Source organism: Rhizobium skierniewicense Ch11, assembly GCF_023757665.1.
GTDB classification, from domain to species: Bacteria; Pseudomonadota; Alphaproteobacteria; order Rhizobiales; family Rhizobiaceae; genus Agrobacterium; species Agrobacterium skierniewicense.
Window position 1 is genome coordinate 101,443 of the sequence record NZ_RXPG01000007.1, and the last position, 13,282, is coordinate 114,724.

The 13,282-nt window shown below is 58.7% G+C and carries 14 protein-coding genes; 10 read left to right on the forward strand and 4 right to left on the reverse strand.

Going from position 1 to position 13,282, the window contains the following annotated elements:
• Nucleotides 1–31 precede the first annotated feature (31 nt).
• From EKM04_RS07465 to EKM04_RS07495, 7 genes are all read left to right on the forward strand, one after another.
• Entirely contained in the window at nucleotides 32–655 is a 624-nt protein-coding gene (locus EKM04_RS07465; RefSeq protein ID WP_183897065.1) for a hypothetical protein, read from the forward strand.
• 58 nt (nucleotides 656–713) lie between these two features.
• Nucleotides 714–1,196, forward strand: coding sequence for a phage GP46 family protein (locus tag EKM04_RS07470; RefSeq protein ID WP_234910987.1), 483 nt, complete (start codon nucleotides 714–716; stop codon nucleotides 1,194–1,196).
• Complete coding sequence (locus tag EKM04_RS07475) at nucleotides 1,196–2,335, forward strand: baseplate J/gp47 family protein (protein ID WP_183897064.1); 1,140 nt, start codon at nucleotides 1,196–1,198, stop codon at nucleotides 2,333–2,335. The genes EKM04_RS07470 and EKM04_RS07475 overlap by 1 nt, the downstream gene beginning before the upstream one ends.
• A gap of 1 nt (nucleotide 2,336) precedes the next feature.
• Nucleotides 2,337–2,933 (forward strand): YmfQ family protein, encoded by a 597-nt coding sequence (locus EKM04_RS07480; RefSeq protein ID WP_183897063.1) that lies wholly within the window; start codon nucleotides 2,337–2,339, stop codon nucleotides 2,931–2,933.
• Entirely contained in the window at nucleotides 2,933–4,309 is a 1,377-nt protein-coding gene (locus EKM04_RS07485; protein ID WP_183897062.1) for a DUF2793 domain-containing protein, read from the forward strand. The genes EKM04_RS07480 and EKM04_RS07485 overlap by 1 nt, the downstream gene beginning before the upstream one ends.
• 9 nt (nucleotides 4,310–4,318) lie before the next feature.
• On the forward strand, nucleotides 4,319–4,882 hold the full coding sequence (locus tag EKM04_RS07490) for a DUF4376 domain-containing protein (RefSeq protein WP_183897061.1): 564 nt from the start codon (nucleotides 4,319–4,321) through the stop codon (nucleotides 4,880–4,882).
• A 161-nt stretch (nucleotides 4,883–5,043) separates the two neighbouring features.
• Nucleotides 5,044–5,841: a DNA adenine methylase gene (locus tag EKM04_RS07495; RefSeq protein WP_183897060.1), complete on the forward strand. Its 798-nt coding sequence runs from the start codon at nucleotides 5,044–5,046 to the stop codon at nucleotides 5,839–5,841.
• Nucleotides 5,842–6,402: 561 nt separating this feature from the next.
• Here EKM04_RS07495 and EKM04_RS07500 read toward each other — a convergent pair.
• Nucleotides 6,403–7,503: a saccharopine dehydrogenase family protein gene (locus EKM04_RS07500; protein ID WP_183897059.1), complete on the reverse strand. Its 1,101-nt coding sequence runs from the start codon at nucleotides 7,501–7,503 to the stop codon at nucleotides 6,403–6,405.
• Between the two features lie 122 nt (nucleotides 7,504–7,625).
• On the opposite strand from EKM04_RS07500, the gene EKM04_RS07505 reads away from it, so the two are divergent.
• The gene (locus EKM04_RS07505) at nucleotides 7,626–8,057 is read left to right on the forward strand and encodes an Lrp/AsnC family transcriptional regulator (protein ID WP_183897058.1); all 432 of its coding nucleotides are present in this window, start codon (nucleotides 7,626–7,628) and stop codon (nucleotides 8,055–8,057) included.
• Nucleotides 8,058–8,073: 16 nt separating this feature from the next.
• Here EKM04_RS07505 and EKM04_RS07510 read toward each other — a convergent pair whose 3' ends face one another.
• From EKM04_RS07510 to EKM04_RS07520, 3 genes are read right to left on the reverse strand one after another with little or no spacing between them, the layout of a single operon-like run.
• Nucleotides 8,074–8,481: a type II toxin-antitoxin system MqsA family antitoxin gene (locus EKM04_RS07510; RefSeq protein WP_183897057.1), complete on the reverse strand. Its 408-nt coding sequence runs from the start codon at nucleotides 8,479–8,481 to the stop codon at nucleotides 8,074–8,076.
• The gene (locus tag EKM04_RS07515) at nucleotides 8,478–8,786 is read right to left on the reverse strand and encodes a type II toxin-antitoxin system MqsR family toxin (protein ID WP_183897056.1); all 309 of its coding nucleotides are present in this window, start codon (nucleotides 8,784–8,786) and stop codon (nucleotides 8,478–8,480) included. The genes EKM04_RS07510 and EKM04_RS07515 overlap by 4 nt, the downstream gene beginning before the upstream one ends.
• 60 nt (nucleotides 8,787–8,846) lie before the next feature.
• The gene (locus tag EKM04_RS07520) at nucleotides 8,847–10,508 is read right to left on the reverse strand and encodes an alpha/beta hydrolase (RefSeq protein ID WP_412762982.1); all 1,662 of its coding nucleotides are present in this window, start codon (nucleotides 10,506–10,508) and stop codon (nucleotides 8,847–8,849) included.
• Between the two features lie 418 nt (nucleotides 10,509–10,926).
• Between EKM04_RS07520 and EKM04_RS07525 the strand changes: the two genes are divergently transcribed.
• Both EKM04_RS07525 and EKM04_RS07530 read left to right on the forward strand, forming a co-directional pair.
• Complete coding sequence (locus EKM04_RS07525) at nucleotides 10,927–11,445, forward strand: hypothetical protein (RefSeq protein ID WP_183897055.1); 519 nt, start codon at nucleotides 10,927–10,929, stop codon at nucleotides 11,443–11,445.
• Between the two features lie 73 nt (nucleotides 11,446–11,518).
• Entirely contained in the window at nucleotides 11,519–12,778 is a 1,260-nt protein-coding gene (locus tag EKM04_RS07530) for a DNA-packaging protein (protein ID WP_183897171.1), read from the forward strand.
• The last annotated feature ends 504 nt before the right edge of the window (nucleotides 12,779–13,282 follow it).

Here is a 13,282-nt window from a genome sequence, read left to right on the forward strand (position 1 = left end):
CGAGAAGTAGAGAAAGGACTCGCCAAATGCCTTGGGCGTCAGCTACAAATTTCATATGTCGAAGAACTTACGCAGGATCCTATCCTGGCTATTTACGATACTGCTTCTGCCGGTGGTTGGCGAATTTGCCGTCAAACTCGGCGAGCAGAATGGTTTGTATAACGATCCGAATGGAAAGTTGACACAGGCCATGACAGCGGTCACTCAATCAGCTTTTTACTGGCCTTTGGTTGCGTTCTTTTTTGGCCTGTTTTGCGGTGCCTGGTCTCATTGGCTCGCAATCAGGTTTGACAGGAAGAAAGCTGATTCTCAGCCACCTGAACCAATTTCCAAAAGAGCTTTACTGCGCCTTCGCTTTCCAGCTCACGCTTCAATGCCTACGGCAATTTACAGCGACAATGTGGAATACTGGTGTGTCACATGGAGTAACGGTGCCAGCTTAGGGTTCGGTCCTCAGCAAACATTGTCGGTTGCGACTTCTCGGACCATCGTGGTTCAGTTTGAACACGCGGTCGATTATCGTCAGCTTTCGGTTTCTTCCCCTAACGACGAGCGACTGAGTTGGCAGCCTGCGCTCCAGACGCCTAAGTTAATAGTCATTCTGCTGCCCCAAGGTGCTCCCGCTGGAGTGGTCGAAATCTCTACCTCTCAATAATACCTAATACTTACCCAGCCTGGGCTGCTCATGCCCGCCGTCGCGGGCATGATGCGCCTTGCGCGCGCGCGATAGTTTCGCGCCCATGTTCGATCTCGCCCTCACATATGACAACACCAAGCGCCGCTGCGATCTCACACTCGCAGATAACGGCGATCTTGCCATTGATGAGACGCCGATCACCCCAATCATTCTGTCTGTCGGCCTCGACCGTCGTGCCGGTGAAGATGATCCGCTACCGGAAGCCCGCTCGCAGTTCCTGACGCCATCGAGCTTTTCCGAACGTCGTGGTGCGATTGGCGATGGCATCGACCCGTTCGGCGATCTGACCGGCTCCAAAATGTGGCTGCTGGATCGCGCCAAGGAAACCGAAACGACCCGGCTGATGGCCGAATACTGGTTGCGCGAGGCCTTGGCCTGGGCGGAAACCGATACCGGCACGCCTGCCGAGATTGAGGTCCAGTGGCTTGCGCCCAGTGTTCTCGGCTACCGCGTCCTTATTGCGGATAGCGCCGTGTCGCTCAGCAAGAGGGTCGATTGATGGTTTGGCCAATCGACACGGCAAAAACAATTTTCCTGCGGATGGGCGCGAGGCTGGAAACCGCAGTCCTCCGCATCCGATCAGACATCGATCCCATTGACCTTTCCCGCGCTGTCTATTCAGCACGAGGAATGTTCTCTCAAATCCTGCGAGCGATTGCCCCGGAAATCCGCGAGGTTCAAGACCATCAGGCCTATTGGGGACGGCAATACATGCCCGACAGCGCCGACGCTGAAGAGGCCATCCTGTCGCATTCCTCCATCTGGGGAGTTCCCCAGCGTGGCGCGCTGAAGGCAGTCGGTACCGTTCTCATCGAAGGTGCTGCCGGAACCGTCTTGCCTTCTGGCATCGAATTGTCGTCGGGCGCTGGCGCGCTTTATCTGACCACGGCGGGCGGGACCATTGCGGCTGGCGGGACTTTGACCGTGGCCGCCATCGCTTCCGAAGCGGGCGTGACCGGCAATCTTGAGACCGGTGTCCGGCTTGCAACCGTCACATCCTTCTCGGCTATCAGCCGGATTACGGTTGCCACCTCCTTTGCCGGTGGCGCTGACGAACAGACGCTCGATGAACTCAAAGCCGCCTATCTGACCCGCATTCGCCAAGCTCCCCACGGCGGCGCTGGCTTCGATTATCCTGTGTGGGTGAGGCAAGTGGCTGATGCCAAGGCAGTCGCGATCGTGCCGGACTGGATAGGCTTTGGCTCGCTGGGTGTCGTCGTCGTCATGAATGACGAGGATAACGATCCCCGCCAGCCGACGCTTGCCGAGATTGAGACGATACAGACCCACCTTGGACCGCAATCCAGCCAGACCGGCGTCCGGCCTGTCACAGCCCGCGCCATCGTTGTCGCCGGAACCTTGCGCACAATACCTTTGGCAGTCCGTCTGCGTCCGGACACCGCCATCGTGCGCGCCGCCGTAACAGACGCCTACCAGCGCTTCATCGCCACGATCGGCGACGAGGACGATGATCAGAATGAGAGCCCGATCGGAGCGCGCATCGAGCCCTCGCGGATCTCCGAGGCGATCTCGTCCGCTTCGGGTGAATACGCTCATGACCTGATCGTGCCTGCAGCACCTTTTACCTTAGAGCGCACCGAATACCCGGTTGCTGCCGCCATCGTGTTTGTGGATTGAGATGGCACGCAGCGTTTCAACCATCCTTCAAAGCCTCGTTTCAAAGCTCCCAAATGGCTGGGCACTCGGCCTGCGCGGTGGCGTCCTCGATGCCGTCCTGGAAGCCGTGGCTGTCTTGATCGCCGACGTGGAGCAAGGCGCTGAAAACCTGATGCGGGAAACCGATCCGCGTCGGGCAAATCTACTCTTGCCTGATTTCGAGCGCTGCCTTGGTCCCGATCCTTGCGGGCGTGATCTTGACGGCCTGACGGTCGAACAGCGCCAGAAACTCGCCCACCAGCGCTGGACGGCCTATGGCGGGCAATCGATCCCATACATGATCGAGACGGCCGCCAAACTTGGCGCGACGGTGACGGTCGAGGAGTTCTGGCCAAGCAAGGCCGGTGTCTTGCGTGCTGGTCAGCGCCTGCGACCGCAGGGCTGTCAGTTCGTCTGGCGCATCAACGTGCCGGGCCTCGTCAGCGTTGTGAAGTTCCGGGCCGGTGTCAGCCGCGCCGGTCATCGCCTCGGCACTTTCGAGATCAGTTCAATCGAGTGCGAGCTGCGGCGCATCAAACCCGCGCACACCCATGTCGTCTTTAACTATGGAGTTGCCTGATGGATCGCATCAACGGCGCTGACACGATCGATATTGGCGGCGGGAAACGCGGCTTTCGATCAGAGAACCTTGTGGCCGGCGTCTCTGGCACAGAGGTCACTGACCTTTTCCTCAACAGTGTCCAAGAGGAAATTATCAGAGTCGTTACAGAGGCCGGTCTTGTGCCCGACGCGGCCGACTGGTCGCAGCTCTGGCAGGCCCTCAGAATTCATGGCTTGTCAGCCGGTGCCAAAAGCCGACGCTGGACCGCTATCAATTCAATGACCCTCACGGCCACGCCTGCCGCTCCTGCCCTTGGCGATACTTATCTTGTCCCTGCCGATGCGACAGGCGCTTGGGCTGGGAATGCCGGTAAGATCGCAGAGTGGATAGGTGCGATCTGGTCCTATTTCACACCGTCTAACGGTCATGGGATAAGCTTACCGGATGGCCGAGTGTTCGAGCGCATCGGTGGAACATACATCGAGAAATTGGCGCTCGATGTCCAATCGGGCAAATGGCATTATGCGGAGGCAGGCGGCACGGCAAACGCGTTGACTGCAAGCCTCACCCCCACTCCATCGAGCATCGTACCAGGCTTCAGAGCGACCCTGAAAATACAGGCGATCAACACAGACGCCATGACGCTCAACCTCAACGGCCTCGGTGCCGTTGCCGTGGTCGGCGAGGACGGCGCGCCAATCCCGCCAAACTCTGTTTATCCCGGTCAGCTGGCATCGTTCGGCTGGAATGGCGCGAAGTGGGTCCTGATGGGCTTTGCGCTGTCCCGCATTCCCCCGAAAAATATTCTGACCTATTCCAACCCCGGAACGTACACGTGGACTGTTCCGGTTGGTATCTACAAGGTCTTTGCTCGGGTTTGGGGCGGCGGTGGCGGTGGCGGCGGTATTGCGGGCACCAGTAATGCTGGCGGTGGCGGTGGCGGTGGGGGCTACAGCGAGGGCTGGTTCGACGTTGTGCCCGGTCAGGTTATCATCATTGTGGTGGCTGTGAGGGGTGCGCAGGGCCCGGCGTCCAATTCGGGGTTTGCCGGGACGGGCGGAACATCTTCGTTCGGCAGTTTCTGTAGCGCAACCGGTGGCGTAGGAGGGTCGAACGGCAGCGCGGCGGGTGGAACCGGTGGAACCGCGACAGGGGGGTCGATGAATCTTAGCGGGGGTGGCGGTTACTCAGGTGGCTACATCTTCGGCAACACCTCGCTGCCATACGGCGGTCCGGGCGCGCCTGCATACCAACAATCGATCATTCTTCCATCCTTTAGTGGTGGCGCGATCGCTGGTTTTGGTTTTGGCTCCGGTGGTTCCGGCGCTGCTTCCCCTACGGGCTCGTCAGCAGGCGCACCAGGTGCACCCGGTTGCGTCATCATTCAATATTGAGAGGTCACTATGCTTTATGCGCGCATTCAGGACGGGGCCGTCGTGGAAGTCATCGAACTGCCAGACAACGTCACGTTGGCAGACGCCTTCCATCCCGATATCGCAGTGCTGTTTCTTCAGTGCCCGGATGACGTTTCAGTCGATTGGCTCTTCAAAGATGGCGAGTGGTTCCCACCGCACGAAGATGCGATTGATCTCGATCAGTTGAAAGCCGATCGGGTCGCTGCCCTCACAAGGGATTGTGCAGCGGCGATTGTCGGCGGTTATGTATCGGAAGCACTCGGTACGCTCCACACCTATCCCAGCGGCGTGACCGACCAGATCAACATGATGGGCTCGGTCACCGGTTCTCTACTTCCCGATTTGGCGGCCGGATGGGAAACCCCTTTTTGGTGCGCGAATAAAGCTGGTGCTTGGGGTTGGAGGATGCACAACGCTAGCCAAATTCAGCGAGCGGGCAGCGATGGCAAGGCCCACGTCGTCACATGCCAGACAACGCTAGCAACGCTGAACGCTCAAGTCGAAGCGGCCAAGACGGTTGCGGCCGTCAACGCGATCGACTGGCCCACGTAAAGACTTTCTACCCGGTTCTGACCGGGTGGCCAGGGTGCCGAAACACCCTAGCGATGGGCCTTAGTTTGGCGACCAAACCCATCCGACAGCGCAAATCGATAACTGTCACACCCGTACCCTGCAGGGCGGGTTTGCTGTGACTGAGTCGAGAGATATTTGAAATGGTGAATCTGATGCCGGTGGCTCCGGCCATGCCTGCCGCGCCTTATATCGGTGGAAAACGTATTCTGTCCAAAACCATCATCGCTAAGATCAACGCCACGCCCCATGACGCCTACGCCGAGGCCTTCGTCGGAATGGGCGGCGTCTTTCTTCGTCGTGGCCTTCAGCCGCGCATGGAAGCTGTCAACGACATCAACGGCGACGTGGCCAACTTCTTCCGCATCCTTCAGCGCCACTATCCGCAGTTTCTCGATACCCTGCGGTTTCAGGTCACGAGCCGGAAAGAGTTCGATCGGCTTGCAAGCGTCGATCCAACGACCTTGACCGACCTCGAACGCGCAGCGCGCTTTCTCTACCTCCAGCGCACCGCATTCGGTGGCAAGGTGGACGGTCAGACTTTCGGCGTCACGATGCAAGGCGCTCGGTTCAATTTGTTGAAACTTGCCCCGCAGCTCGAAGCCATCCACGAACGGATGGCAGGCGTCGTCATCGAGCAGCTTCAGTGGCGGAAGTTCATCGAGCGCTACGATCGACCCGGAACGCTCTTCTATCTCGATCCACCATATTGGGGCAACGAGAGCGACTATGGTGCAGGAGTGTTCAGCCGAGAAGATTTCGCGGAAATGGCCGACGTTTTAAAGGCCCTCAAAGGCCGGTTTATTATGTCCTTAAACGCCGTTCAAAGTGTCTTCGAAACCTTCAAGGCATTTCAGATCGAGGAAGTGGACTGCACCTACTCGATACAGGGACAGGGCAAGAGTAAGACGGTGAAAGAGGTGATTATAACGCCCTACTGAGTACCAGCTTGCAATCCGGGAAGGATATCGGCGCATGCGGCTTCAGTGGAGGTGTAGTTATCTGCGACGCCCTTGCGAACTGCCTCTCGTGCAACGTTCATGTCGTTTACGCTTGATCCGTTCACGGTCATTGACGTCAAGCTGAAAACCAAGCCTGAAATTTTCTTCGTGTCGCAGTTGGCGACGGACCACTCGACGAGCGCAGCAGATAGACGGTTCTCTTGTGGTGATGCAGCAAGAGACGTCACAGGAGAACCCAGGGGGACTACAAGAGCGACTACATAGGCGGATTTAATCCAGGGCATTATGTTTCCTCAGATGACAACGTGGCCATAAAAACCACGTTGCTACTGAGGACGCAATTGTTCGATGTCAGAAGGGTTAAAGGTTGGCTGGAAGAAAGAGAAAATTGTTGCCAATCGATCTTGCGCTTTGCGCCATTCGATTTTGCGCGCTACAGCAAACCCCTCACCTGAAAAATCTATGACTTAGCCTTCAGCTAAGATCATGATTTTTCTTCCTCTCCCACAAGGGGAGAGGTACAGAGCAAGCCTCGCGCTCTCACCCCACCTTCGCCAAGCCCTCACGCGGTGCGTAATATTGCCCGAACCGGTTGGCCAGAAAATCTGGCAGCGCGATATCCTCCTGTTTGACGAAGCCTTTTTGCGGCAGCTTGCCGTCTTTCAGCAGGTCAAGAACCGTGGTGATACCGGCGGCGGTGGTGATCTGGATGGCGCTCATCATGCGGCCGGAGACGGGGCCGGCATAGACTTTGTGGGCGTAGGTTTCCTGCATGAAGCGGCCGTTTTTCGTGCCGCAGACGGTGACGAAGACGATGACGACATCCTGCATGGTGGCGGGCAGGGCGTTTTCAAACAGGTCTTTCAGCACATCACGACGGTTGCGCAGGTTGAGATCGTTGAGCAGCGCTTTCATGATGGCGGCGTGGCCGGGGTAGCGGATGGTGCGGTAGTTCATGGTGCGCACCCTGCCTTCAAGCGTGGCAGCCAGCGTGCCAAGACCACCGGAGGTGTTGAAGGCCTCGTAGGTCATGCCATCAAGCGAGAATTCCTCGCGTTCTTCGAGTGCAGGCACGGCAGTCAGACGCCCCTCGACGATGGCTTCGCAGGGCTCGATATACTCGTTGATAAGCCCGTCCGTGCTCCAGGTGAGGTTATAATTCAAGGCGTTGGACGGATATTGCGGCAGGGCGCCGACGCGCATGCGCACGCTGTCCAGCTTGTCGAAACGCGAGGCGAGATCGGCAGCCACGATGGAGATGAAGCCGGGCGCAAGGCCGCATTGCGGAATAAGCGCGCTTTCGGACGTCTCGGCCAGTCTCTTGACCTTGCGGGTGGATTCGACGTCTTCGGTGAGGTCGAGATAGTGGGTGCCGACAGCGACTGCGGCTTCAGCAATGCCTGCGGTGAGGTGGAATGGAGCGGCAGAGAGGACCGCGAACTTGTCTTTCAACAGCGCCTGCAGGCCAAGACGGTCGGTGATATCGACAATCTCGGTATCGACGCGTTCATGGGTGGGAACATTGGCAAGCTGGTCTGCGGAACGGTCTGCGACGGTGATGCGATAATCGCCCGTTACAGCCAGCATCCATGCGATGGCCGAGCCGATATTGCCTGCGCCGATGATGACGATGTGTTTCATGATGTCCCCCATGAGAAATGCAATTGAGGTAACAGAATGCCGCATTTAGAAGACGATTCGTAGCTTCACATTGCGCGGAAAGACGTTTAAATTTATGCATATCGACAACAGGATTATACAGAATGCCAATCAGCGAAAAAGACCGTGCGCTGCTTTCGTTGCTGGCTGACAATGCCCGGATGCCGGTGGCGGAACTGGCCCGCACGCTTGGCCTTTCCCGCACCACCGTGCAGGCGCGTATCGAGCGACTGGAGGCGGACGGGGTGATCGCGGGTTACGGCATCAAGCTGTCAGACGCCTACCTTTCCGGGCTGGTGCGGGCGCATGTGCTGATTACCATCGCACCCAAGGCGCTGGCAGGTGTAACGGCGGCGCTGGCAGCCATCAAGGAGGTCACGATGCTGCATTCCGTCAGCGGCAGCTTCGACTTGATCGCCATTCTGACGGCACCTTCGATTGCCGACCTCGACCGGCTGATCGACGGGATCGGGGCGCTGGATGGGGTGGAGCGGACGCTGTCTTCGGTGATTTTATCGACACGGATTTCGCGGTGACGTGGGCGGGCCTAACCTAGGCCCGCTTGAGCTCTTCGACTTCTTCCGGGTGCTTTTCCAGCATGCGAAAAAGATTAATGACGGCGGGCGTGGGTGTGACTTTGCCGGTTTCGTAGCGCGAAAAGGCATTGTGCCCACCGCCTGTTAGCTTCGATGCTTCCGCCTGATTGATGCCAAGCTTTTTGCGGATGCGGCGCAGCTCGTCGCCGGTGGTGCGGCGCGCTTCCAGCACAAGTGTGTCACTTGCCGTGGCGTAGCGTTCAGCGCTTTGAGCATCATACTCGATCTCGCAACAGGCAGGGCAGCGAAAGCCGGAAAGGCCTTCGACATCGGTAACCAAGCCGCGATGTTCTATACGGTGGGTTTCATTTGAAAAGGCGCTCATTTCTGTGCCAGAATCGCAGCACATGCAGATGTCGCTCATGACTCCAACTCCTTGAATTGTATGACCAATGCTCCGTTGGTCCGAAGCGTCAGCTTGATATATGCTCTGCCACCTGGGGTATCTGCATGATAGACGTCTTGCCAGACTGTGTTGTCGTTATAGGTTGTCATAGACTTGTAGAGGCACTTGGTATTGAGCTCGCAAATGACATTGATCATCTCGCCGACCGTCAAATCCATCCGCCGCCCTCCATCAATGGCGGTTTTGGTGAAGACAGCTGCTCGCTGATGTTTTACGATGGCGATAATGGTTTTTAGATTGTAGTGCGCGCGCCGTTTTTCCATAACTGATATTACCCTTTAAGGGTAGTTTTGCAAGATGGCGTATTTGTGGCTTACGTCTTATCACACCGGGTCCGTGCTGCCCCGTTTCGCTTTGAAGAACATCTTCAACCGCTGGATGCTGTCCGGTGTCCATCCTTGGGGTTGGGTGACTTCCAGCCAGGCGTCGATGTAGTGTTCAGGCGCGTAGACGTGGCCGTAGCCCATGGGCGCGGTGGTTGCGGCGGCGACGTCCAGCAGCAGTTGCAGCTCGGTGACGACGGGGAACCATCGGAAGGAGGTGGAAACATCACGGCCGCGCGGTTGCTGCATCCATTCCGGGCGGCGGTAAAGCGCGGCGGTCTCAAAAAAGGTTATGGGGTCGCTGGCATATTGCAGATAGACGATGCGCATCGGCCCCCAGGGCTTATCCGGCCTGTGGGCGTTGGTATATTGATCGGCAAAGCGGATGACGGAGGAATCCCGGAAGGTCGGCAGCCAGTAAGGTGAGCCCTCGTTGCGACCTGTCGTGGCCATGCGCCATGTGGGGCTGGAGAAGGGCGGGCCGCTCCACAGCGCGCCCTGGAACGGATCTGCCAGCACATCGTAAAGATCGGACGATTTCTGGCTGTTGAGCGCACCCAGACTGAGGCCGTGCAGGTAGAGTTTGGGGCGGGTCTCCTTGGGCAGCGTCGTCCAGTAGCCGTAGATGGCTTCGAACAGCGCGCGGGCGGTCTCCACCCCGTAATCGGGCTCCGTCAGAAGAGCGATCCAGCTGGAAAGGTAGGAATATTGCACGGCCACGCTGGCGACATCACCATTGTGCAAATATTCAAGCGTATCAATCGCTTCCGGATCGATCCAACCGGTGCCGGTGGGGACGACGACGAGGAGTGTCCCACGCTCGAAGCCGCCGGTCCGCTTGAGTTCTTCCAGCGCCAGCTTGGCGCGCTCTGCCGGTGTCGCACCAGCATTCAGCCCGGCGTAAACGCGGATCGGTTCCATGGCGGGTCGTTGGGTGAAGGCGGAAATGTCTGCGCTGTGTGGACCCGTGGCGACAAATTCGCGGCCACGGCGACCAAGCGATTCCCACGGCATGAGCGAGGCTTCGCTGCCCGTCTTGGAGGGGTCGGAGGGGCGCGGCACATCCGGTTCGATGAGGCTGTCCACCTGTTTCAGAGAGCTGTCCATAAAGCGCAGGCCGACATCCACCACCAGTCCGTTGAGCAGCAGAACGGCGATGACGGCGGCTGCGGCAATACCGACGACATTGGCCAGTGGGCGCGGCAGGAAACGGCGGCTTCGCAGGGCAAACAGCCGTCGCACGATCTGGAACAACCGTCCGAAACCGATGAGGAGGGCGGAGACGCCGATGGCGATGGCGCCGGTTTTAAACCGGTGGGCACTGTCCAGCGGGTCGAGCTCCATCAGCACGCGAATGGAGTTCTGCCAGGTTGCCGCCTGCCAGAGAAACCCCACGGCGGCGACGATGGCCGCCAGCGAGACGACAAAGAGAACACCGCGCTTGTTATGCCGCGAGGGCTGCCGCAGGCCGAGATAGATGGCGACGTCCTTCAGAAAAACGCCGATGAGATAGCCGATGGCAAAGGAAAAACCGCACAGCACCCCCTGCATGACATAGGTGCGGGGAAGCAGCGATGGCGTCAGCGACGCGCACAGCAACACCGTGCCGAAGACGATGCCCGTGCTGGAAAGCGGTATGACCAAGCGACTGATCCATCTCACGTTTTTGCTTCCTTCACGGTTGTTGGCGGGGATACTGTAATATGGCGCGGCGGTGTGTGGAAGAAAAGTTGCGGAATAAATTTCAGGTCAATAGGAAAATAGTCCTTGACTGCGTGACGGTCGTTTGGTAGTGTTTAGGTATAGTCGGAGAAGTGTGAGTGGTGGGGACGCTGCTGAAGCGGGTGAGGTCTCTATTTCATCGTAGCGTTGCTGGGTGTGGCTTCCCCCTCTGTCCTGCCGGACATCTCCCCCACAAGGAGGGAGATCGGCTAGACGCTTGCTCCTTGCTTTATCTGCATCCTTTAAGATGGGCGACAGGTTTCAACACTTCGATCTCCCCACCTGTGGGGGAGATGCTCGGCAGGGCAGAGGGGGCGATCTTGCATCTACGTTTGATGTTCTTACCAACAGGCAAAACATGACATCGACAATCGACGACGACCTCTCGCTCTACTGCGAGTGGCTGCAAAAGCCTGTGTACGGGTTGACCGCAAAGCTCGAAACCAAATCTCAGTCGCCTGACGGCGCATCCGGTACCATTGACGGGCCGGATGGGTTGTGGCGGCTGATGAATGAGATGACGACGGAGATGCGGGAGCAGTTTCGGTTCTTTCGCGAGTTGCGCGAAGGGGCGGGGGCGGCGCTGGATGGTGCGGCTGACGAGGCTCTGGCCAAATTGGCGCGGGCCGATGTGAAGGCTGCGACGGATGCGATGTCGCTGATCGTTCGCACGCTGGAAAAGATCGACACGCTGCAGCGGCAATTGGCGCGCGACCGAGAGGTTGCCGCCGAAAGCGATGCGGAAAATCAGGATTATGAAGAGGCGGTCGCCTTTTTCCAGAGGCGGATCGATGAGCTCGTCGAGCAAAAAGTGCGGGCGAAACTTATCGCAGCCGGTGTTTCTGCGAACGGGCAAACGGCTGAAAGCGCAAAATGAAGCGGCAAAGGCCGTTCTGACCGGCCACATTGCGGGCGATCCGACTGTGCGCAGAGAGGAAATGCGGTTGCGTATGGACACTCTGCTGGCCGAACGACATCAGCGAAACCATGTGTTCCGGTTGAGACATGACTGGCGGATGGTGGGTAGCCTCGTGCAGCAGCCGCCCGACGGTGACTGGCGCAACTGGTTGCTGGTTGGCGGTCGCGGCTCTGGCAAAACCCGGGCCGGGGCCGAATGGGTGCATCTCATCGCGTCTGCCGGCGAGCGGTCCGATCTGCGGATTGCATTGGTGGCGGAAACGTTGGGAGATGCCCGCGAGGTGATGATCGACGGCGTCTCCGGTATCTGCCGGATCGCCCGACGAAAGAGGCCGGATTTCGAGGCGTCTCGCCGCAGGCTGATATGGCCGAACGGGGCGATGGCGCAAATCTTCTCTTCCGAGGACCCGGAAAGCCTGCGTGGACCGCAGTTTCATTTTGCCTGGGCCGATGAGCTGGGGAAATGGCGATATGCGCAGGAAACCTGGGACATGCTGCAGTTCGGCCTGCGACTGGGTGACCGGCCGCAGCAGCTGATTACTACGACGCCGAGGCCGATACCGCTGTTGAAGGCGCTGATGGCCGACCCTGGCAGTCGCGTCGTGCGGATGCGCACCCACGACAATGCGGCTAATCTTTCGCCCGGCTTCATCGATGCGATGATGAAACGTTACGGCGGGACGCGGCTGGGGCGGCAGGAACTGGACGGCGAGTTGATTGCCCAGCGCGGCGATGCGCTGTGGAAGCGGGCGGATATCGAAGCGATTTTCGATGACAGGCCGGATTCCCTGGCGCGGATCGTGGTGGCGGTTGACCCACCGGCGGGAAGTGGAGAAGGATCCTGCTGCGGCATTGTGGTAGCGGGAATGGGTATCGATGGTCGGTTCTGGGTTCTCGCGGACTGCTCCGCTGAGGGTGCCACACCGGCAGGCTGGGCACGCGCCGTGGTGGCCGCGCATCATCGTTTCGAGGCTGACCGGGTGGTGGCGGAAGTCAACCAGGGCGGCGAGATGGTGAGTGCCATGCTGAAAAGCATAGACGCCAACCTGCCCGTGACCATGGTGCGGGCAAGCAGGGGCAAGTTTACCCGTGCCGAACCCGTTGCCGCACTTTACGAGCAGGGGCGGGTGCGCCATGCGGCCCGCTTTGAAAAGCTGGAGGACCAGATGACCGATTTCGGACCTGATGGTCTATCCTCCAAAAAATCTCCCGACCGGCTGGATGCGCTGGTCTGGGCGCTGACGGCGCTCGCGATGGATACGATGACCGAGCCACGCGTGCGGGGAATGTGAGGGGTCCGGCGAGGGTGCGGCGGGCGCGGCTGACAAGCTCTTCCGTTGTGGGAGACGAAGCGATTTCAACATCTTGAGCAGTGCTCACGTGTGAGAAATCACAAGTGAGGTTTTTCTTCGGCGCAAGCCGAACCCCTCGCCTGAAAAACCTATGACTTAGCTTCCAGATAAGATTGTGATTTTTCTTCCTCTCCCACAAGGGGAGAGGTAATGCGGCCGCGCCGTGCCACTAAAACGGGAAACGCCCGCGAAGGTCGATAACGGCCTATCACGGGCGGTTTTAAATTCCGGTGCGGGGGCGACTGACGCCCCCGACCCAATTACTTCTTGGGAGCCTGCGAAGGTTTTGTCTGTGCGCTGACTTCGCGCATCTGACGCCATTCATTTTCGAGACGGTCGTAGATCGTCTGAGGGATCGTCGCGGTCATGGCATTCCTCCTTGGCGGGTTGGCGCTGTTCATTGCGCGGGGTCAAACAGAGTAGGCGGCCAGAGGTTCCGCAATT